Genomic DNA, 22407 nt, shown 5'->3' on the forward strand with positions numbered 1-22407 from the left:
CATATTTTGATGAGAATATTTAAATTTTACCGATTTATATTTGCCGAATCGACAAATCATACTTATAGCTCAATCTCTTATCACCTCTTAAAAAGGTATATTTGTTATTTTAAGTTATTCTTTAATCCCCACTATTATCATATCAATTTATGTTTAAATGACAAAATATAAAAGTGAAAATGAGTGTGTATTTTATGGTAATTTTATGACATTGTAAATATAGTGTAGTATAAGAAAAGGCGTGTGCGCACGTGACCTAGAATAGCATAAAAAAGAACACTCATTTGTTTTTAACTCTAAAACAAATGAGTGTTTTTTCAGCTTTCATCGTTCTGAATAGTAGTCTGATTCAGAGGTTCTGCTCATTCCCTCACTTCAAAAAAATAACAATGTTATTTAATGAAATAGTGCAGAATACAATAGCACTAAAAAACTAAGTAGAGTGAAACTAAATAGAATTATTAGAGGTAATTTCTCTTTACGTTCTTTGATTCGATTCATTCTAAGAAATAGTACAATACAAAGGGTGAGTGAAATACCAAAAAGAATAATAGGAACTATAGATAACACAACTATCCCCCTTTTTTAATAATTAACATTGAGAACCTATCCAGAAAGGATCTGGATTTACTGTACCTGTCCATTTAATCCATAATCCACAGTCCTTAACGCTTGATAAGTTTAAGGCAGTTGCCCCAATATCAATTAATCCTATTGCAATAATAGTAGCTAATCCAAGAGGAGGAGCAATAAAGGCAGCGATAGCAGCTCCAAGTGTAGCTATTCCTGCTCCAATTTGAATATAAGTTATTATCTTGGAAGCTTGACAACTATCAAAGTAAGTATAGAATCCAACTGAAGTCTTTTCATACTTACTTTTACCGTTACATGCAGCTAACGGCTGGACAGAATTCATTAATTCAAAGTCTTTTGTAGTAGACTCAATTAAGTCTTCAGATACATTTTCTTTTCTAGCTGACTCTTCATCAAAATAAAAACCATTTTCATCATATGTTACAAATGGCTGTATAGCCAATGTATCGTTTATTATTTGATTATGTTCATTTACTTTTGATATTGCAAGCTTGATATCAGAATCTGTTGCACCTTGTTTTTTTGCTAAATTAGTATCTATAGCAATATAGTCTCCATCGAAACCTATTGTTTTATCAAATTCTTTATCTAATTCTAATACACTTGTAAGAATAGTCGATAAATTATCTATTGTTTCATTTTCTATTTGTGCTGCGGTTGCGGGAAACTGCGTTGTTATTGAAAACATAAAAATTATTGCAACGATTCCTGTAATAATTTTTTTCATTTTTTATCCCATCCTTTTAATAATATGATTCTCAACACTGTGTGACAACCAATATCAAGTAACTATATTATTTCCATTTAGTAACCTCCTTCTAGTAGATTATTTATATAACAACATAATAATTTACAAAAATAAACAAATATTAACAATTTTAATAATGATTATCCAATTGTGAAATTATTAATAGGGTTTTAACCAAAGATAAAATTATATAGCTTTTCATAATCTTTATTTAACGTAGTGCTTTATTTAAATATTCGATTTATGAAATATTAAATCTGTACATTTTAAATTTAAATAATTTATTATATACTGTGCAAATATTGCATAAGTAAATAGTTCTATATAAGGAAGAAAGAAAACGTTTGAGGAACATATTCAAATTGTCAACTACTGTTTAAAGAGCCAGAAAAATTATCAATTAGCAGCACAAGCCTATGATGTTTCGTATCAACAGGTATACCATTGGGTGAAGAAATTTGAAGCGACTGGTGAAGAGCGATTACGTGATCATCGCAGTCGAACAAAAAATGAAGTTGAATTAACAGCCGAAGAAAAATTAAGGTTAGAAATCAAACGAATCGAGCGTGAAAATGAGTGCTTACGTGCTGAAAATCTATTTTTAAAAAAGTTAGAGGAAATCGAAATGAGGCGTCGCTAAGCCAAATTCGCTTACAACAACGCTATTTAGCAATTCAAGAATTACACCAAGAGGAGAAACTTGAGATTCTTTTATTATGTGAAATCGTGGGTGTTTCGCGCGCTGCTTACTATAAGTTGCTAAGTCGCAAGCCATCTAACAGAGAAGTTGAAAATGAAGCCATTTCAAAGGATATTGATCTCCTTTACCACCAAGTAGATGGCATTTACGGCTATTGTCGTATGACGTATGACGTTGACAATTAATCGTCAACGAATAGAGAATAATCAAGCGACGGTTAACGAGAAGCGTATTTATCGTTTAATGCAGGTGAGTGGATTGAAGTCCGTTATTAGGCGAAAGAGAAAGCCTTATCGTAAATCTCCAGCGCATCATGTGGCGGAGAACGTATTAATCGGGCATTTACCTCGGAAAAGCCAAATGAAAAATGGTGTACAGATGTCACAGAGTTTAAGTATAGAAACGGGAAAAAACCTTATTTAAGTGCAATTATCGATTTATATGATGGTTCAATTGTGAGTTATGTGTTCGGTCATTCGAATAATAATTCCCTTGTTTTCAAAACAATAAAATCAGCTATTCAATCATTACAATCAGGCGAACAGCCATTAATACATAGTGATCGAGGTTTTCAATATACATCGAAGGAATTTAAGCGAATTGTGGAAACTGCCAATATGACACAGAGTATGTCCCGTATTGGTCGATGTATTGATAACGGACCAATTGAATCATTTTGGGGCACATTGAAGTGTGAGAAGTATTATTTACATAAGTACAATTCATATGAAGAGTTAAAACTAGCGATTGATGATTATATTCATTTTTATAATTACTATCGTTATCAGAAACGTTAAGCGGCTTGAGTCCGTTAGAATTCAGGACTCAAGCCGCTTAATACATTTTTTATTATTTCCACTGTCTACTTGACAGGGAGCAGTTCATTACTCTGGTGTCTTTTGTTATTTATTATTGATCAATAATATCTCCATCTTTCAATGTTCGTACATTTTCGTATTCATTAGCTTTAGTTTTATAACTTTGAGGGTGTTGCTTCCAAAATAATATTAGTATAGCCTGTTTTGATTGTAGAACAAATAATCTGAAGACAAATTGTTCGACACAGTTTTACCATCAACAATAACAGTTTGAGCTAAAGCCATTATATATTTTGAACCGCCACCTTCTTTAGCAAAAAGAGGTTTAAATTCTTCACTTGTAACCTTTGATAATAATGCAATCTGTCCAAAGCTGTGCCTCCATTTACAACTAACAATTCATCTTTTGCAGTTGAATGTAAGTCATAAATTGAAGTAATATCATTATCTACTCAAAAATACCCTGGTTTGTACTCAAAATTACTTATGTCGGGTTTTCCTTCAAGATCGTTTGTAATTCCACTGATTTGTCAGCTACAACAGTAAAGCCTATAACGCCTAAACTCCTTTGTTTTATATAAATCAATAATAACAAAGGTTTGGAATTATTTATAAACTATTCTAATTATTGTTATAACTATTGAGAAAGGTGAAGTTTCATCTATTATAAAGGATTAGTAAAAATTATTTGTATGGACAGGAAATGTGACGTTTTAGTTTTGTAACAATTACTTTTTGCTTATTAATGATAAAACATAAAAATAATTGTATAATTCATTTGTGAGGAAGGAGCGTCCGTTTAGTGAGTGAAGAAATGAGAACAGGTAAGAGTGTTTTTGAATTAGAGCAAGAACAACTAAAAACATTACCGAAAAATAAAAATAAAGAATCAGAAAAAGATTATTCAACATATTTTCAAGGGCCATCAATGATCGATGGAAAAAAACGTAAAACAGTAGCTGAACATATTCAATATGCTTTAGAAAACGGTTTCCGTGGAATAGGCGAGGGAAAAAGTTATCATATCATGACTTATGGCTGCCAAATGAATGAGCATGACACAGAAGTAATGGCCGGGATTTTTATGCAGCTAGGCTACACACCAACAGAGGTGATTGAAGAGGCTGACGTTGTCTTGCTAAATACATGTGCTATTCGTGAAAATGCAGAAAACAAAGTATTTGGAGAACTTGGTTTCCTGCTGAAATATAAACGAAAAAACCCTGAGATGCTAATCGGGGTTTGTGGCTGTATGTCGCAAGAGGAATCTGTGGTTAATAAAATTTTAAGAAGCTATCCACATGTCGATATGGTATTTGGTACACACAATATTCACCGTCTGCCAAACATTTTAAAAGAAGCCTATATGTCGAAAGAAATGGTCATAGAGGTTTGGTCTAAAGAAGGCGATGTCATTGAAAATCTGCCGAAGAAACGTCTTGGCTCCATTAAGGCTTGGGTTAATATTATGTATGGTTGCGATAAATTCTGTACGTATTGTATCGTTCCATATACACGTGGTAAAGAGCGCAGTCGCCGACCAGAGGAAATCATTGCTGAAGTTCGTGAGCTAGCGGCAGCGGGCTACAAAGAGATTATGTTATTGGGGCAAAATGTCAACGCTTACGGTAAAGATTTTGAGGATATTGATTATCGTCTTGGCGATTTAATGGATGAATTAAGAAAGATCGATATTCCGCGGATTCGATTTACAACGAGTCATCCACGTGACTTTGATGACCATTTAATCGAAGTTCTTGCAAAGCGTGGCAACTTAGTGGAGCATATCCATTTACCAGTACAATCGGGCTCGAATGACGTGCTAAAAATTATGGCGCGTAAATACACACGCGAGCATTTCCTTGGTTTAGTGGATAGAATTAAAGCGGCAATACCTGAAGTAACCTTAACAACAGATATTATCGTTGGCTATCCGAATGAAACAGAGGAACAGTTTGAGGAAACATTGTCCTTATACCGTGAAGTTGGCTTTGACGCAGCCTTTACGTATATTTATTCGCCGCGTGAAGGTACACCAGCTGCAAAAATGATTGACAATGTACCTGAAGAGGTGAAAAAAGAGCGTCTTCAACGTTTAAATGAAGTGGTGGGTGAATACTCTCGCAAAGCATTAGAGCGTTTAAATGGTCAGGTTGTCGAAGTATTAGTTGAAGGCACAAGTAAACGACGCGACGATGTGTTAGCGGGCTATACGAGGAAAAATCGTTTAGTTAACTTCAAAGCACCAGCAGAAGTAATTGGTCAATTAGTGAAAGTAAAAATAACAGAGACTACATCCTATTCACTTACTGGTGAATTTGTGGAAGTCGTAAAAAATGAAAAGGTGGAAGCATAAATGACACAAGTCTTATATACAAAAGAAGATTTAATTAAAAAATCACATGAAATTGCACATATGATTGCAAATACGCCAGAGGTTGAATTTTTCAAAAAGGCAGAAGCGCAAATTAACGAAAATCAACAAGTACGTGAACGTATTGCAAGCTTAAAAAGCTTACAAAAACAAGCGGTTAATTTCCAACACCTAGGGAAAGAAAAAGCATTAAAAATGATTGAAGATAAAATTGCTAAAATCGAGGAAGAAATTAATGCCATCCCAGTTGTGCAACAATTTAAAGAATCACAAGGCGATGTGAATGATTTATTGCAACTTGTTTCAAATACGATCGCAAATAATGTTACAAATGAAATTATTCGCTCAACTGGTGGCGATGTTCTTCGTGGTGAAACGGGTTCATACGTAGAAAATACTCAACCAGGTAGCTGCTCTTAACAGATTATAGAAATCAAAGCTCGAATGCTGTCATTCGAGCTTTTTTACGTCTTCTTCTATTGAAGCATTCAGCTGCTATAATAGACCTCTCATCGAAAAGTTTTAAATGATCCATTTCATTCTCTAAAAATATATGTTCACCCAATGGGCGCTACCTGCATATGATGGAGTGAAAAGAGTCGAAGGAGGAATTGCGCTGAAACGTTTACGACAAATCGTGACGAAAGCAGTAGTTGCCAAAGGGAAGAAGAGAACGGAAGAACGTGTAACATTATCACCAACAAATAAACCGACAAGTATTTTAGGGTGCTGGGTAATCAATCACACTTGCTCTGCAAAAAGAGTCGGGAAATTTGTAGAAGTAACAGGGAAATTTGATGTCAATGTATGGTATGCCTATAGTAATCATTCGAAAACAGCTGTGTTTTCTGAAACGATTCACTATAAAGACAAAGTGAAGCTTCACTATCGAGACGGTGAAATTAGCGTTGGTGATGATGTTCGTGTACGTGTGATACAAGAACCAAATTGTATTGAAGCGATTATCTCTCCATGTGGTACAAAGTTTGAAATTGTAGTGGAACGTGAAGTAGTTGTTGAGGTAATGGGTGAAACAACAATTTGTATTAGTGTCCATCCACTAGACTATGAAGAAGATTGGAGCCTTAATGATGAAAGTTCATCTTCATCCTCATCAAGCTCTAGTTCTAGCTCCTCTTCAAGTCCTGAAGGAGAAGGCAGGTATGTGTTAGAGTCTTCATCGTTTCCTGATGAACGACCAAGATAAGTCTAAAAAACATCATTTTTTGATACATGCGAAATGCTAGCATCTTAAAAAAGGTGAATAAAGCGTTTCGCATGTATCTTTTGTTATAATAAATATATCTATAAGGCAAGAGCGAGGTAAATAGTGATATGACAACATATACACCAATGATGCAACAGTATCTACAGGTAAAGGAAGATTACAAAGATGCCTTTTTATTTTTTAGATTAGGTGACTTTTATGAAATGTTTTTTGAGGACGCAATCAATGCCTCACAAATTTTAGAAATTACATTAACAAGCCGAGATGCAGGCGCAAAAGAGCGAATACCAATGTGCGGTGTGCCGCATCATTCGGCTAAAAATTATATTGAAACACTTGTGCAAAAAGGCTATAAAGTGGCTATTTGTGAACAAACAGAAGATCCAAAGCAAGCAAAAGGTGTGGTCAAACGTGAAGTTGTTCAGCTTATCACACCAGGAACAATTATGGAAGGAAAGGCTCTTGATGGTAAATCTAATCATTTTATTGGAGCGGCAGAGCAATTAGATGACACAACATTTGGCTATGCTTATTTAGATTTATCCACAGGTGAAGCCGTAGCGTCTTCTATTGAAGGCGATGGAAAAGCCTTATTAATGCAAATGCAGGCTTACGGAATTCGAGAACTGATTGTAACGGATAGTTTGCAGCTATTATTAGCAGAGCATGCCGTCAATGCTGGGATCGTACTTTCAATTGAAGTGAATGAAATGCCAATGGACAAAGCAGCAAGTTATCTAGAAGCTGTACCAAAACCGTTACAAATTGCGTGTCTTCGATTGTTAGCTTATATTGACCAAACACAAATGAGATCTTTATCACATATTCAGGCATTCACGTTTAATGAAATTAAAAATTATTTACGCATTGATTCTAGCTCAAAGCGCAATTTAGAGCTGATTCAATCGATTCGTGGTGGAGATCAAAAAGGTACACTCTTATGGCTATTAGATGACACGGTGACAGCGATGGGTGGACGGAAATTAAAGCAATGGCTACACCAACCGCTTGCCACACGTTCAGCAATAGAGGCTAGACTAGCGATTGTTACGGATTTATTGGAAGAATATTTTGTACGAACAGAGCTTCAAGCATCCTTAAAACAAGTATATGATTTAGAGCGTTTGGCTGGTCGTGTTGCTTTTGGCAATGTGGGTGGACGAGATTTAGCCCAATTGCGTGATTCTTTACGCCAAGTGCCAACTATTCAACAGCAGTTGGTGGGGTCAAATAAAGAAACATTACAGCAATTAGGTGCGGAACTTGATACATGCTCAGATGTCGAGGCATTATTAGCAAAAGCGATTACAGATAATCCCCCTATTACCATTAAAGAAGGGGATGTTATCCGTGACGGCTATAATGAACGCTTAGACGAACTTCGCTATGCCGCTCGTAATGGTAAGGATTGGATTGCCCAACTTGAACAAGAAGAGCGTGTGAAAACGGGTATTAAAAATTTAAAAATAGGCTATAATCGCATTTTTGGTTACTATATAGAAATTACAAAATCAAATATTCATTTAGCAGATTTAACACGCTATGAGCGAAAACAAACACTGGCGAATGCGGAACGCTATATTACACAGGAACTAAAAGAAAAAGAAGCATTGATTTTAAATGCTGAAGAAGAAAGCTTAACATTAGAGTACAACCTGTTTGTAGAAATTCGTGATGTATTAAAAACTTATATTCCGCGTGTCCAAGCACTAGCAGCAAACATTAGTGAATTGGATGTCTTATTAAGCTTTGCAAGCGTCTCAGAAAAATATCGATTTACGAAACCAGAATTTCATGGTGGACGTGCCCTTAAAATTATAGAAGGACGCCATCCTGTCGTTGAAAAAATGCTGAACAAGCAAATGTATGTACCAAACGATTGTGTGCTAGAAGAGCAGAACAATATGATGCTTATTACAGGGCCGAATATGTCTGGTAAAAGTACTTATATGCGTCAAGTAGCATTAATTGTTGTTATGGCTCAAATGGGCTGCTATGTACCTGCTGAAAAAGCGAAGCTACCAATTACCGATCAAATTTTTACTCGGATTGGGGCGGCTGATGATTTAGCGGCAGGACAATCTACATTTATGGTGGAGATGCTTGAATCGCAACATGCTATTATGCATGCAACAAAAAATAGCTTAATGCTATTTGATGAAATTGGACGTGGAACATCGACCTATGATGGTATGAGCTTGGCACAATCGATGATGGAATATATTCATGACAAAATAGGAGCCAATACGTTATTTTCTACGCACTATCATGAATTGACAGCACTTGAAAAGGATTTGCCACGCTTACAAAATGTGCATGTTTCAGCCACTGAAAAAAATGGTACGGTCGTTTTCCTGCATAAGGTGAAAAAAGGAGCGGCTGATAAATCCTATGGTATACATGTGGCACAGCTTGCTCAATTACCTGAGGAAATTTTAGCTAGAGCACGTGTATTACTTGAGAACTTTGAGGCAGGGAAAGAAGTAGTTGCCGAAACACAGGTGATAGCTGAACAACCAATACAGATGTCTTTATTTACAGAGGACGAACCGATTTCCCCAGCCGAGACAAAGGTGCTAAAGAAATTAGAAAAGGTAAATATTCTAGGTACTTCACCGATGCAGGCAATGAATATTTTATATGAGCTACAGCAAGAGCTAGTGAACGCTAAAAAATAAAGGAGTGATACGTTAGTGGGAAACATACAAATTATGGACGAATGGCTATCCAATAAAATCGCAGCAGGAGAGGTAGTAGAAAGGCCAGCTTCTGTTGTCAAAGAGCTAGTGGAAAATGCTATTGATGCTGGGAGTACGTCCATTGATGTTTTTTTACTAGAAGCAGGTCTCACTTCTATTCAAGTAATAGATAATGGTAGCGGTATGGATGAAGAGGATGCACTAATGTCATTCTCTCGTCATGCTACTAGTAAAATTCATCAGGAACATGATTTATTTCGTATTAGAACACTTGGCTTCCGTGGTGAGGCGTTAGCATCCATAGCCTCTGTTTCTAAAATGACATTGATTACATCAAATGGTGAATCTGGAACACATTTAGAACTTGAAGGTGGACATATCCTCACTCATAAACCTGGTCCGTTACGTAAAGGGACTGATTTAACAGTCTCCCAGCTATTCTTTAATACACCTGCCCGTTTAAAATATATGAAAACCATTCAAACCGAACTAGGGCATACAATAGACCTGATGAATCGCCTCGCACTTGGTAATCCACAAATAGCATTCAGATTATTGCATAATGGTCAACAACTACTGCAAACAAATGGCCGAGGAGATGTACAACAAGTGCTAGCAGCTATTTATGGAATACATAATGCGAAGAAAATGGTGTCATTCCAAGGCGAGTCACATGATTATCGAATTTCTGGCTTTGTATCCTTACCAGAGGTAACACGTGCTTCTAAAAATTATATGTCTCTATTTGTTAATGGTCGTTGGGTCAAGCATTATTTAGTACAAAAGGCCATTGTGGATGCTTACCATACGTATTTACCTATCGAGCGCTTCCCAATAGTTGTTCTATATATAGAGGGTGATCCTTACTTAACAGACGTGAATGTGCATCCTGCAAAACATCAAATTCGTTTAAGTAAAGAGGCTGAGCTTTTAAAGTTAATAGAGGAAACCATTCGTGAAACAATACGCAACATTATTCGAGTCCCACAAATGGAAAAGAAAGAAAAAATAGTTAAACCAGCTACTGAGCAATTAAACATTTGGAAGCCTGCTCCGAAGATCGATGTAGAGAAAATGAATGCCATCGTGGAAAAATTATATGATGTCCAAACCATTCAAGAAAACAATCCTGAACCAATAGATGAGCCTAAGCCTATTTCTACGGTTCGAGAGACAAGTTGGCAGCCTACATCACAAATAGAGGCTGAAACAATTGATGAAGTAACAATAGCCGTACAGTCGGAAATATTAGAAGAGATGCCTACGAAGGAACCCTTTCCTGAACTCGAAGTAGTGGGACAAATCCATGGCACATACATTGTTGCACAAATGGAGGATGGTTTTTATTTAATTGATCAGCATGCTGCTCAGGAACGTATTAAATACGAATTCTTCCATGAAAAAGTCGGTCAAGTTAATCCTCATGAACGTCAGGCATTATTGTTACCACTAACATTCCATTATGCAGCAGATGAAGCACTGATCTTACGAGAACACAGGCATGAATTAGAAGCTGTAGGCGTATTTTTAGAGGAATTTGGACAGTCATCTTTTGTTGTACGTGAGCATCCGAGTTGGTTTCCACAAGGGGAGGAACAGGAAATCATTGAGGATTTGATTGAACAGGTGTTGACAACTAAAAAGGCTGATATCAAAAAACTACGTGAGGCAGCTGCAATTATGATGAGCTGTAAAAAGTCAATCAAAGCCAATCATTATTTAACAAAAGAGCAAATGGAAACATTGCTACGAGATTTACGCAATGCAGATAATCCATTTACATGCCCACACGGACGTCCAGTGCTTATTCACTTTACATCATATGAAGTGGAAAAAATGTTTAAACGGGTTATGTAAGGGAGAGGGGGAAAATGGATGGGTGAATTTATTTTAGCGATTGATCAAGGAACGACAAGTTCAAGAGCCATTTTATTTGATAAAAAAGGTCAAATTGTTCATGTAGCACAAAAAGAATTTCAACAAATTTTTCCAAAGGCTGGCTGGGTAGAGCATAATGCCAATGAAATATGGGGTTCTATCTTGTCCGTTATTGCGGCGGTATTAACCGAAAGTGGCCATGAAGCAAGTGAGGTTCATGCGATCGGCATTACCAATCAGCGCGAAACAACAGTGGTGTGGGATAAACACACAGGTCAGCCGATTTACAATGCGATTGTCTGGCAATCACGCCAAACACAGGACATTGTGAATACCTTAAAAGAACAAGGACAGGAAGAACATTTTCAGCAAAAGACAGGGCTTCGCTTAGATGCTTATTTTTCAGCGACAAAAATTAAATGGATCTTAGATAATGTTGAAGGCGCTCGTGAAAAGGCAGACAATGGGGATTTATTATTTGGGACGATTGATACATGGCTTGTTTGGCGATTATCAAAGGGAAAGGCTCATGTGACCGATTACTCAAATGCAGCTCGAACAATGCTCTACAATATTCATGAATTGAAGTGGGATGAGGAACTTTGTGAGCTTTTAGCTATCCCAATGTCCATGCTTCCAGAAGTGAGAAATTCATCAGAAATATATACAGAAACGGCTCCAAGTATATTTTTTGGAGAAAAAATTCCGATAGCTGGAATTGCGGGTGATCAGCAAGCCGCACTTTTTGGACAAACTTGTTTTACCAAAGGAATGGCTAAAAACACGTATGGCACTGGCTGCTTTATGCTATTAAATACAGGAGAGCAGGCAGTGACATCGGAAAATGGTTTATTGACAACCATTGCGTGGGGAATTGATGGGACAGTGACCTATGCATTGGAAGGTAGTGTATTTGTAGCAGGATCAGCTATTCAATGGCTACGCGATGGACTTAGGATGATTCGTACAGCAGAGGATTCTGAATCCTATGCTAGAAAAGTAGATCATACCGATGGGGTTTATGTTGTCCCTGCCTTTGTTGGACTCGGTACACCTTACTGGGATACAGATGCACGTGGCGCCATTTTTGGGTTAACACGTGGAACATCCAAAGAACATTTTATTCGAGCAACACTAGAATCATTAGCCTATCAAACGAAAGATGTACTAGATGCAATGGAAGAAGCAGCAGGTACTCCGATTGAAGTACTCCGTGTAGATGGTGGAGCTGTCAAAAATCAATTTTTAATGCAGTTCCAAAGTGATGTTTTACAGCTACAAGTAGAGCTAGCAAAACTGAATGAGTCAACAGCACTCGGTGCAGCCTATTTAGCGGGGCTGGCGACAAGCTTCTGGCCAAACCAAGAGGCTTTATCTGCATTATGGGTGAGTGGGGAAACCTATCAACCTCACATGGATGAAGAACAAGCCACAGCTCTGTATACAGGATGGCAGAAGGCTGTAGAGGCAACACGAATTTTTAAATCATAGCTATTGGGGGAGAAAGGTATGTTTTCATTTGAGCAGCGACCAAAAATTTTATATTATCTAGAGCACTATAGCTTTGACGTATTAGTCATTGGTGGTGGTATTACAGGTGCAGGAATTGCATTAGATGCCGCATCAAGAGGCCTTTCTGTCGCATTAATTGATATGCAAGATTTTTCAGCTGGTACGTCGAGCCGTTCAACCAAATTGATTCACGGTGGTCTACGTTATTTAAAGCAATTTGATGTAGGAGTTGTAGCCGAGGTAGGGCGAGAGCGTGAAATTGTTTATGATAATGCTGTACATGTCACAACGCCTGAAAAAATGCTATTACCTTTATATAAAAAGGGTTCACTCGGTCCCTTCACAACATCTATGGCATTAAAGGTCTATGACCGCTTGGCAGGCGTCAAAAAACATGAACGTAGAACGATGTTAAATGCTCAGGAAACCCTGGCATTAGAGCCTTTACTCAATCAAGAGGGCTTAGTCGGCGGTGGCTATTATGTAGAATACCGTACAGATGATGCCCGTCTAACAATTGAAGTATTAAAAAAGGCTGTAGAATATGGAGCGCTTTGCCTCAACTATGCTGAAATGACGGAATTTATTTATGAAAAGAAAAAGCTTGTTGGCATTAAAGTGAGGGATCATGTGACGGGGAAAATGCTCAATGTCCATGCCGCCCAAATTGTGAATGCAACGGGTCCTTGGGTTGATGACGTACGACAAAAAGATAAAGTAGCAGATAACAAGCAATTACGTCTAACAAAGGGCGTTCATATTGTCCTCAAACAAAAGGATTTCCCGCTAAAGCAAGCTGTTTATTTTGATATTGCTGATGGTCGTATGGCCTTTGCCATTCCACGAGATGGCAAAACCTATGTAGGGACTACGGATACTGTCTATGAAGGTAATCCTGTACATCCAGTGGCAACACAGCAAGATGTGGATTATCTAATTGAGGCTGCTAAAAAGGTCTTTCCAACTGCTACTATCACAAGAGACACAATTGAATCCTCTTGGGCAGGCGTCCGACCTCTGATTTATGAAAAAGGTAAGGATCCATCAGAAATTTCAAGGAAAGATGAAATTTGGACAGCGCCAAGTGGTTTAATGACGATTGCGGGTGGCAAGCTTACGGGCTATCGCCAAATGGCTGAAACGATTGTGGATAAAATTGTGAAGTCCCGTCGCTACAAGCATGCAAGTGCCTGTTTAACACGTGAGCTAGCACTTTCTGGTGCAAAGGGAATTAACGCTATTAATTTCCCTGACTATATTGCCTATAAAGCTCGTGAAGGCGTACAATATGGCTTAAATTATGATGAAGCCAAGCATCTCGTACAAAAGTATGGCACGAATGTAGATGCCTTATTTGATCGGGTGAAATTTTTACATGAACATGGTAGTACAATGCCTCTTGCCTTACATGCGATGCTACTGTATGGCATTGAAGCCGAAATGGTCTATACACCAAGCGACTTCTTTATCCGTCGGACTGGTTTATTATACTTCGATATTGAAGCAGTAAAACTTTATAAACAGCAAGTGATTCAGGTGATGCAACAACGCTTAAATTATACAGAGGAGCAAAAAAATAGATATATTGCTGAATTAGAACAAGCCATTAACGATGCAACAAATTTTGTGAAAGAAGGGGAGTAAGGGATGGAGCGTTATATTCAAATGTCGGATGAACAATTTGTCTTCACGCGAACATTGGAGCCTTCAACGCCATGTATTGGACATATTCACATTTTGCATGGCATGGCAGAGCACAGCGGTCGCTATTTAACATTTGCGAAAACACTCAACGCAGCAGGCTATGTTGTGACGATGCACGATCACCGTGGGCATGGTGAAACGGCAGCATATAATGGGACATTGGGCTTTTTTGCTGAAGAAAACGGCTTTGAGCGTGTTGTAAAAGATGCTCATGAAGTGATTACACAACTTCACGTACCATACGCTAATGTACCATTAATTCTCTTTGGCCATAGTATGGGTTCTTTCATTACTAGACGCTATATTCAATTATACGGAGAGCAAGTAGATAATGTTATTCTCTGTGGCACTGGAAATGTGACAGCCTTGCATGCTGTAGGAAATCTAGTAGCCAAGGCTTTAGCAAAGGGACTAGGAAAAGAAACTGAAAGTAAGCTGTTAAATCAATTGAGCTTTGGTAGCTTTAATAAGCAATTTCCTAATCCGAAGACTGCCTATGATTGGTTATGTTCAGTACAACAAGAGGTGGAAAAGTATATGAATGATCCCTATTGTGGCTTTATTCCAACGAATCAATTTTTCGTGGATTTGACAACTGGCTTTGCCACACTAAATCGTAAAAGAGAATTAGCAAAAGTAAGAAAAGACCTCCCTATTCTCTTGATTAGTGGCAGTAAAGATCCGGTTGGTGAACAGGGGCTAGGCGTTTACAAAGTTGCTGAACAGTTAGCAGCGGTGGGTGTAGAGGATGTAACGGTTTATTTATTCGAGGATAAACGACATGAAATTTTAAATGAAGACAATCAAGAAGCGGTCTTTCAAGTTTTATTACGGTGGTTAGAAAAATATGATAGAAACTAAATTGCAGCAGGCAGAGGTCGTAGCAATAGTGGGACCGACTGCCTCAGGTAAAACGGCATTAAGCATTGAACTGGCAAAAAAATATAACGGTGAAGTCATTAATGGTGATTCCATGCAAGTTTATAAAGGGCTCGATATTGGGACAGCTAAAATTACCGAAGAAGAGATGGAGGGCGTTCCTCATCATTTACTTAGCTTTTTAGAGCCTACAGAATCTTTTTCGGTAGCAGATTATCAAAAATTAGTACGTGCGAAGATCGCGGAAATACAAACTCGTCAAAAATTACCTATAATAGTAGGAGGCTCTGGCTTATATGTACAAGCTGTCCTCTATGATTTCCAATTTACTGATGAAAAAGTAGATGAAGAAGCACGAAAAGCCTACTATGAGGAATTAGCAAAGCTTGGCCCTGAGGCAATGCATGACAAACTAAAACAACTAGACCCTCAAACAGCGGAGACAATCCATCCAAACAATGCACGTCGTGTTATTCGTGCATTAGAAATGCTGGAATTAAGCGGTGTATCAAAAGCAGCGGAAGCGCAAAATCGAGGGGAAGTACCCCTTTACGACCATGTTATTTTAGGGCTAGGTCAAAACATGTCCCGTGACGTGCTATATGACCGTATTAATCGTCGTGTTGATTTAATGGTGGAAAATGGTCTTCTGCAAGAGGTGAAGGGATTATGGCAGCAAAATATCCGTGGAGTGCAGTCTATACAAGCCATCGGGTATAAAGAATTATATGATTATTTAGATGGCAAATGTACCCTAGAGGAAGCCCTTGATAGCTTAAAACAAAATTCCCGTCGCTATGCAAAAAGACAGCTTACTTATTTCCGTAATAAAATGGATGTCCATTTTATTACGCCGGATGATCGATTATAAGAATAAAGAAAAATTTCTAAAAATTACTAATTGATAAATTGGTAGAACGTGCTACTATAGGAATGAAGAGGTAGAAAGTTAGTAGGGAGGCTATTTGATGAAATCAATCAATTTGCAAGATACGTTCTTGAACCAACTACGTAAAAACAGTGTTTTTGTAACTGTATTTCTGTTAAACGGATTTCAGTTAAAAGGGACTGTGAAATCATATGATAATTTTACAGTATTACTACTTGATGCTGAAAATAAGCAGCACCTAATCTACAAGCATGCCATTTCTACATTCGTACCAGCAAAACAAATAGAGTTTTTAGAGACAGAAGTATAATAAGTTTGTTAAACAGTTAGTGTTCTCGCACTGGCTGTTTTTTTTGCTACAAGCTATAATGATAGTGGAATTTGATATTTTGGAGGACAAAGTTTATGAAAACAATGGAAACAACACAATTATTAGATCTGTTAGATGCAAATGAGGACCTATATATTATCGATGTACGTGAAGAGGATGAAGTAGCACATGGCATGATCCCAGGTGCTCAACATATTGCACTCGGAACTATCCCTGAACGTTTAGAGGAATTAGATGTAGAAAAGCCATATATTATTGTATGTAAGGCTGGAGCTCGTTCTGCCAATGCGTGTGCTTACTTAGAGGCACAAGGATTTGATGTAACAAACCTTGAAGGCGGCATGCTGGCTTATGATGGAGAATTAGAATTTAAATAGCTAGATTTTTAAGCCTTCGTGTTAGTATGCGAGGGCTTTTTTAGTATATCAAGTAACAATATTCTACCGTATTGCAAAAGCGTTGCAGTCGGAAAAGACAGGGAATAATCATACTAGTCATTATAAAATTCCTTAAGAAAATACATAAGAATCACCAATTAGAAGATTGATGCAAAAAAGCAGCTATTTTTTGTTTTATTTAAAAAATAACTGCTTTTTAAATTTTTGCATTTTTAAAAATAATCAGAATTATGTATATTTTTGTTGTAGTTAAACAAAGGAGGAATTGATATGCAAAGTACAGGTAGAGTGAGAATCCCTGAGGGAAAAAAAGTTGCCGTAAACATTGGTGTAGATTTTGATGCAGCATCTGTATGGTATGGCACGTTTGGTCAAACATCTCCAGCCTATTTGGCAAGAGGGGAATTTGGAGCTGAGGTAGGTGTGCCAAGATTATTGAATTTATTTGAGAAATATAATATTAAAACAACATTTTGTATTCCAGGACATACGATAGATACACACACAGAGACGGTTAAAGACATTATTAAAGCTGGACATGAGATATGCCATCATGGCTATGCACATGAAAATCCAACCAATATGAGCTATGAGCAAGAGGAAGTTATTATGTTAAAGGGATTAGAGGCCTTAAAACGAGTCGGGGTTGAACCTGTAGGCTATCGTTCACCAGCGTGGGATTATAGCCCAAATACATTAAAGCTATTAGAAAAATATAATTTTAAATATGATAGTAGTTTAATGGGGAATGATTTATATCCATATCGTCCAAGAGAAGTAAATGTCGATTTTGACAATGGCAACACGTTTGGTCCTCCAAGTGATATTATTGAAATTCCTGTTTCATGGTATTTAGATGATTTTCCAACTCAAGAATATGTGATTGGCGGGGGAGAGGGTCTTCGTTCAAACACAGAAGTATATGAGCGTTGGCAATCTATTTTCGATTATGCAGTCGAGCATGTAGAGGGGGCATGTTATATTTTAACCGTTCATCCTCAAACAATAGGACGAGCACATAATATACAGATGCTAGAAAAGCTAATTCGATACATGGAAGAGAATGGAGCTTGGTTTACAACACTTGCAAATATTTGCTCGGCATACGAGGAAAGTGCAAATTAAATGATCAGACAAAAAGGAGGAAATAAATCCATGCAAGTAAAGGTTTCGAATGTTCAATTTAAATTTGAAAGCTATTTATCTTTTGAGGATTTTGCCAATACGGTCCAACGAATTTTTAAAGATATTCCTTTAGAAAGTGATTATGTTTTATTCCCTGAACTCGTAACAATTGGTCTATTAACAACTTATGACGATTATCACACATTTACAAGTCAAGATAATCGTAAGCTTGCTAATTTTTTAAATGAGTATATTGAGCTGTTTAACACATTATCTAAAGCTAGAAATCAAATTATTATTGCCGGCTCCACGCTTGAGCAGGAAGGATCATATATTTATAATACAGCTTATATTTTTGATGGAAAAGGGAATTATGCTAAGCATAGAAAAACGCATATTTTCCCAGCAGAATCGAGTTGGGATACAAAAGAAGGCGATACACTTGAAACATTTGATATTGGACCAGTAAGAATTGGGGTAGCTATTTGCTATGAAATTGAAATACCTGAAATAGCGACAATTTATAGTAGACAAGGAGCGGACATCATTTTCTGTCCTTCCTATACATTTACTAAGCATGGTTTTTGGCGTGTTCGTCATTGTGCTGAAGCAAGATGTGTTGAAAATCAGTTATACGTTATTCATTCCCCTATTATTGGGGAGGTGGATGGGGTTATAGAAACAGGATTTGGATATTCTTCGAATTTATCCCCTTGTGAGCTACCATGGACACCTAACGGGATAATGGAAGAATGTACGACAAGCGATTTTGAGGTTATTACTTCTATACTAGAAATAGATACGTTATATGACAAACGAAAAAATGGTGTTGCTACTACTTATCATGATAGAAAACGGAGAAATGATTTATATCAAAAATATAATAAGTAAGAGGTGTTTTTATGAAGAAATGGTTAACAGTGTGTTTATTCGTAGTTATGATCATGTTGGTGGCATGTAGTAGTACGGATGATTCAGGGAGCTCAGAGGACAAGCAATCCTCTGACGATCAGAAAACAATTGCCTTTTTCTCAGCAGGAGCTAGTAATAATTATTTACAAACAGGCATTAAAGAGGCTGAAAAGGTGGCAAAGGAATACGGGTGGAAAATTGAAATATTTGATGGCGGCTTTGATCCACTTAACCAGCTTAACCAGCTCCAAAATGCTGTAGCACAAAAAAAATTTGACGCCTTTTTAATTGAAGCAGTGGATGGCAATCAGCTATGTGATCTGGTTCAAAGCTCAGTTCTCCCTGCGAATATTGCCGTTTCAGCTATCAATATTGAATTGTGCGGAGCTGTTGATGATGCTGCTGAGGGAACCCTTACGTTTGTCGGTGGACAAGGTGTAAATGTTTATCAAGATATTTATAAGGATATTGTTGCAAACAATCCAGGTGGTGGGAAAATTGCCATTATTGGTGGACCGTCTACTGGGACCCCTTATTTAAACAATATAAAAGGCATGGAGCTTGAGATAGCCGATAATGATAAGTGGCAAATCATTGGCCCATATTCAACTGATTACACTGCAAATCAAGCGTTCCAAGTAACACAAAACGCTTTGCAGGCTCATCCTGACTTGAAGGTTATTTTTTCAAACTATTCAGGTATGTCAGCAGGGGTTGTAGAGGCTGTGAATGCTGCTGGTAAAAAAGGAAAAGTGAAAATTTATGATTTTGGCGGGGACGAGTGGTCCTTTGAAGCAATTAGAAATGGTGATATTGAACAAACCGTTATTATGCTTCCAAAAGAAGAGGTACAAAGAGGAATGGAAGCGATTAAAAATCATTTTGAAGGAAAGGATTATCAATCCTTTTATGATTTAACACAAGAGGAAATCTTACCAGGCACACCTTATGTAAATAAAAATAATATCGGAGATTTTGAGACAAAAGGGTTACCAGAATATTAGATGTAAGCCATCGTGAAAATATAGGGCAAGTTCACAGATTCTATTTAATCACCTTGTGTGCTTGCTTTATCAGGAGGAGAGTGATTTTATGATAAAGGCGACACCCATTATCAATATCACTAATTTATCAAAAAAATATGGAGAATTTTTTGCTAATCAGAGTATTAACATCACAATATCAAAGGGTCATTGTCACGCTTTTATTGGGCAAAATGGCTCAGGTAAATCAACGCTTATTGGCATGCTTTCAGGTAGAATTAAGCCTACAGAAGGCAACATTTTTATTGAGCAAAATGAATTGCATTATGGTGATCCTTATAGTTCGAGAGAGGCTGGCATTGCCACAATTTTTCAGGAATTAACCATCATACCGAATATGACTGCCTTAGATAATGTATTTCTTGGCTTTAAGGAAGGCAAGTCGATTTTGGTTAATCGAAAAAAACGGTTAGAACGATTTTATGAATTGAGCAAGCTTTTAAATACCCATATTTCACCAAATTCTTATGCCATTGATTTATCTGTAGCTGATCAGCAAATTCTTGAAATTATGAGATGTTTAAATTTAGATTCCAAAATATTAATTTTGGATGAGCCTACTTCTTCTTTAGCACAGAATGAGAGAGAGGCTTTATTAGAGGCTTTAATGGAATTGAAAAAAAGAGGAATCACCATCCTTTACGTTAGCCATCATCTAGATGAAATTATGAAAATTTGTGATTCATTTACGGTATTAAAGAATGGTGTAGTTACAGAGCATAGGGACATAGAGGGTTGGACAAAGCAAAAAATTGTTCATGCCATGCTTGGTGAGGAAATTGACAGCGATTTTAAAGAAATCTTAATGCAGGAGTATCCTCATCAAATTCCTTCAGAGGAGATTGTATTAGAGGTTGAAAATTTGGAGAGCTTCCACTTTTTAAAAAATATCTCCTTTACATTAAAGCGGGGAGAAATTTTAGGATTGGGTGGGTTAGTGGGCTCAGGCAGAAGTGCAATTGCTCACACGCTCTATGGGCTAGGAGAAGGCTGTAGGGGAACGCTTAAATTACAAGGTGAGTCTCTTAAAATTCCTTCTACACCAAGACAAGCAATGGGATATGGAATTGTATTAGCTCCAGAGGATCGGAAAAAAACAGGTCTTCATCTAGGTTTTGAAGTACATGAAAACATTCATCTAATTGATTTAAAACGTATTGGTTCCTATGGTTTTTTATCTACTAAAAAATCTAAAAATCTTGCGCAACAATATATTCGAGAGTTTAAGTTAACACGACCAATTAACTCCATTGTTAAAAATTTATCGGGTGGAAATCAACAGAAGGTTTTACTGTCAAAGGTTACAAGTGTTAACCCAAAGGTTTTAATAGTTGATGAACCTACTAGAGGGATTGATGTTGGCGTTAAATTAGATGTATTACGTAAATTAAAGGAGTTAGCGATGCAAGGTATGAGTATCATTATTATTTCCTCAGAGCTAGAAGAGGTAGTTGCTGTTAGCAATCGTGTACTTGTTATATCTAAAGGGGAAATTGTTAATGAATTAACGGGGAAAGATATTAGTGTTAAAAAAATCGTTGAATCAACGTTTTTGGAAGGGAGTCACCAGACATGATGAACAAACTATCTGAAGAGCAGAATTTGACTTCTTATAGCAATAAAATTCTGAATTTTGGAAATATCAAGAATTTTGGATTTAGATATGGAGTAGTGTTCGCATTTGTAGTGCTAATTATTATTTCATCGATTGTTTACAATGGGTTTTTAAATCCTACAAATGTATTAAATATGCTAAGTCAATTAGCCATTATTGGCATCATGGCTGCTGGAATGACCTATGTTATGATCACTGGCGGCTTAGATATGTCCATCGGGGGATTATACGCTGCAACGGCTGTTGTAGCTGCAAGCTTAGTTGATAGCACGTCTATTTTTGTAGCTGTGATAGTCGGTCTATCCATTGGTCTCATTGCAGGCTTGTTAAACGGTGTGTTAATCACTTATTTGAAAGTTCCTCCCTTTGTAGCCACACTAGGAACAGGCTCTATTTTCACTGGCTTTGCATTAGTATACTCAAAGGCACAGCCATTTTTTGTAAAAGACCCAGCCTATAAGTTTTTTGGTTCGCATTATTTAGGACCAATCCCCGTTTCAGTCATTATTCTAGCTGCTATTTTTATTACGCTAGGGATAATTCTCTCTTACACGCTATATGGAAAGGCTCTCTATGCAGTAGGAGGAAACAGTGAGGCTAGTAGATTAGCAGGTTTAAAGACAAATCGCCTAATCATTAGCACCTATATCATCTGTGGTCTATGTGCCTCAATGAGCGGTATCATTTTATCTTCTCGACTTGCACAGGGGCAGGCAAATATAGGAGAATCAATTGTTTTGGATGTAATAGCTGCCGTCGTTATTGGAGGCACTTCCCTTTCAGGGGGGCAGGGTGCAATTTGGCGAACATTTATTGGTGGAAGTATTTTAATCATGATTTCAAATGTTTTTGATAGTCTTTCCATCAGTACGTATTGGCAATCAATTTTTAAAGGTGCCATTATTATTGTCGCTGTTATGATCGATTTTTATGGTCGTTCGAAGATTCAGAAATAGAGAG

At 37.2% G+C, this 22407-nt stretch carries 17 protein-coding genes and 1 pseudogene; 17 read left to right on the plus strand and 1 reads right to left on the minus strand.

Features of this window, described 5'->3' with window-relative positions; translation table 11 throughout:
* Positions 1-592: 592 nt before the first annotated feature.
* Positions 593-1321, minus strand: coding sequence for a hypothetical protein (locus B3D98_RS15205; protein WP_233732487.1), 729 nt, complete (start codon positions 1319-1321; stop codon positions 593-595).
* A 349-nt stretch (positions 1322-1670) separates the two neighbouring features.
* Here B3D98_RS15205 and B3D98_RS15210 point away from each other — a divergent pair.
* The 17 genes and pseudogenes from B3D98_RS15210 to B3D98_RS15290 form a co-directional block, all read left to right on the plus strand.
* Positions 1671-2880, plus strand: a pseudogene (locus B3D98_RS15210) (IS3 family transposase); the annotation flags it as partial.
* A gap of 782 nt (positions 2881-3662) precedes the next feature.
* Positions 3663-5216: a tRNA (N6-isopentenyl adenosine(37)-C2)-methylthiotransferase MiaB gene (miaB, locus tag B3D98_RS15215; protein WP_004225844.1), complete on the plus strand. Its 1554-nt coding sequence runs from the start codon at positions 3663-3665 to the stop codon at positions 5214-5216.
* Positions 5217-5654 (plus strand): RicAFT regulatory complex protein RicA family protein, encoded by a 438-nt coding sequence (locus tag B3D98_RS15220; protein WP_004225842.1) that lies wholly within the window; start codon positions 5217-5219, stop codon positions 5652-5654. It begins immediately after the preceding gene.
* Between the two features lie 133 nt (positions 5655-5787).
* The gene (gene cotE / locus B3D98_RS15225; protein WP_175400709.1) at positions 5788-6441 is read left to right on the plus strand and encodes an outer spore coat protein CotE; all 654 of its coding nucleotides are present in this window, start codon (positions 5788-5790) and stop codon (positions 6439-6441) included.
* Positions 6442-6569: 128 nt separating this feature from the next.
* Complete coding sequence (gene mutS / locus B3D98_RS15230; protein ID WP_288584019.1) at positions 6570-9140, plus strand: DNA mismatch repair protein MutS; 2571 nt, start codon at positions 6570-6572, stop codon at positions 9138-9140.
* 15 nt (positions 9141-9155) lie between these two features.
* Complete coding sequence (mutL, locus tag B3D98_RS15235) at positions 9156-11018, plus strand: DNA mismatch repair endonuclease MutL (protein WP_288584022.1); 1863 nt, start codon at positions 9156-9158, stop codon at positions 11016-11018.
* 18 nt (positions 11019-11036) lie between these two features.
* Positions 11037-12530, plus strand: coding sequence for a glycerol kinase GlpK (gene glpK, locus B3D98_RS15240; RefSeq protein WP_054550562.1), 1494 nt, complete (start codon positions 11037-11039; stop codon positions 12528-12530).
* A gap of 18 nt (positions 12531-12548) precedes the next feature.
* The gene (locus tag B3D98_RS15245; RefSeq protein WP_288584024.1) at positions 12549-14195 is read left to right on the plus strand and encodes a glycerol-3-phosphate dehydrogenase/oxidase; all 1647 of its coding nucleotides are present in this window, start codon (positions 12549-12551) and stop codon (positions 14193-14195) included.
* Between the two features lie 3 nt (positions 14196-14198).
* Positions 14199-15116, plus strand: a complete 918-nt coding sequence (locus B3D98_RS15250; protein WP_288584026.1) for an alpha/beta fold hydrolase — start codon at positions 14199-14201, stop codon at positions 15114-15116.
* Positions 15103-16005 (plus strand): tRNA (adenosine(37)-N6)-dimethylallyltransferase MiaA, encoded by a 903-nt coding sequence (miaA, locus tag B3D98_RS15255; protein ID WP_288584028.1) that lies wholly within the window; start codon positions 15103-15105, stop codon positions 16003-16005. The genes B3D98_RS15250 and miaA overlap by 14 nt, the downstream gene beginning before the upstream one ends.
* A gap of 97 nt (positions 16006-16102) precedes the next feature.
* Positions 16103-16333: an RNA chaperone Hfq gene (gene hfq / locus B3D98_RS15260; RefSeq protein ID WP_004225825.1), complete on the plus strand. Its 231-nt coding sequence runs from the start codon at positions 16103-16105 to the stop codon at positions 16331-16333.
* Between the two features lie 95 nt (positions 16334-16428).
* Positions 16429-16731: a rhodanese-like domain-containing protein gene (locus tag B3D98_RS15265; RefSeq protein WP_009371183.1), complete on the plus strand. Its 303-nt coding sequence runs from the start codon at positions 16429-16431 to the stop codon at positions 16729-16731.
* A gap of 291 nt (positions 16732-17022) precedes the next feature.
* Entirely contained in the window at positions 17023-17877 is an 855-nt protein-coding gene (locus B3D98_RS15270) for a polysaccharide deacetylase family protein (protein ID WP_257961775.1), read from the plus strand.
* A gap of 30 nt (positions 17878-17907) precedes the next feature.
* Positions 17908-18768 carry a nitrilase-related carbon-nitrogen hydrolase gene (locus B3D98_RS15275; protein ID WP_288584036.1) on the plus strand — a complete coding sequence of 287 codons (861 nt, stop codon included), beginning with the start codon at positions 17908-17910 and terminating at the stop codon, positions 18766-18768.
* Between the two features lie 11 nt (positions 18769-18779).
* Complete coding sequence (locus B3D98_RS15280; RefSeq protein WP_112117529.1) at positions 18780-19793, plus strand: sugar ABC transporter substrate-binding protein; 1014 nt, start codon at positions 18780-18782, stop codon at positions 19791-19793.
* 88 nt (positions 19794-19881) lie between these two features.
* Positions 19882-21408 carry a sugar ABC transporter ATP-binding protein gene (locus B3D98_RS15285; protein ID WP_257961773.1) on the plus strand — a complete coding sequence of 509 codons (1527 nt, stop codon included), beginning with the start codon at positions 19882-19884 and terminating at the stop codon, positions 21406-21408.
* Positions 21405-22403, plus strand: a complete 999-nt coding sequence (locus tag B3D98_RS15290) for an ABC transporter permease (protein WP_257961772.1) — start codon at positions 21405-21407, stop codon at positions 22401-22403. The genes B3D98_RS15285 and B3D98_RS15290 overlap by 4 nt, the downstream gene beginning before the upstream one ends.
* Positions 22404-22407: the final 4 nt, after the last annotated feature.

Origin of the sequence: Lysinibacillus sp. UBA5994 (genome assembly GCF_002429725.1) — a bacterium.
Classification (GTDB): domain Bacteria; phylum Bacillota; class Bacilli; order Bacillales_A; family Planococcaceae; genus Lysinibacillus; species Lysinibacillus capsici.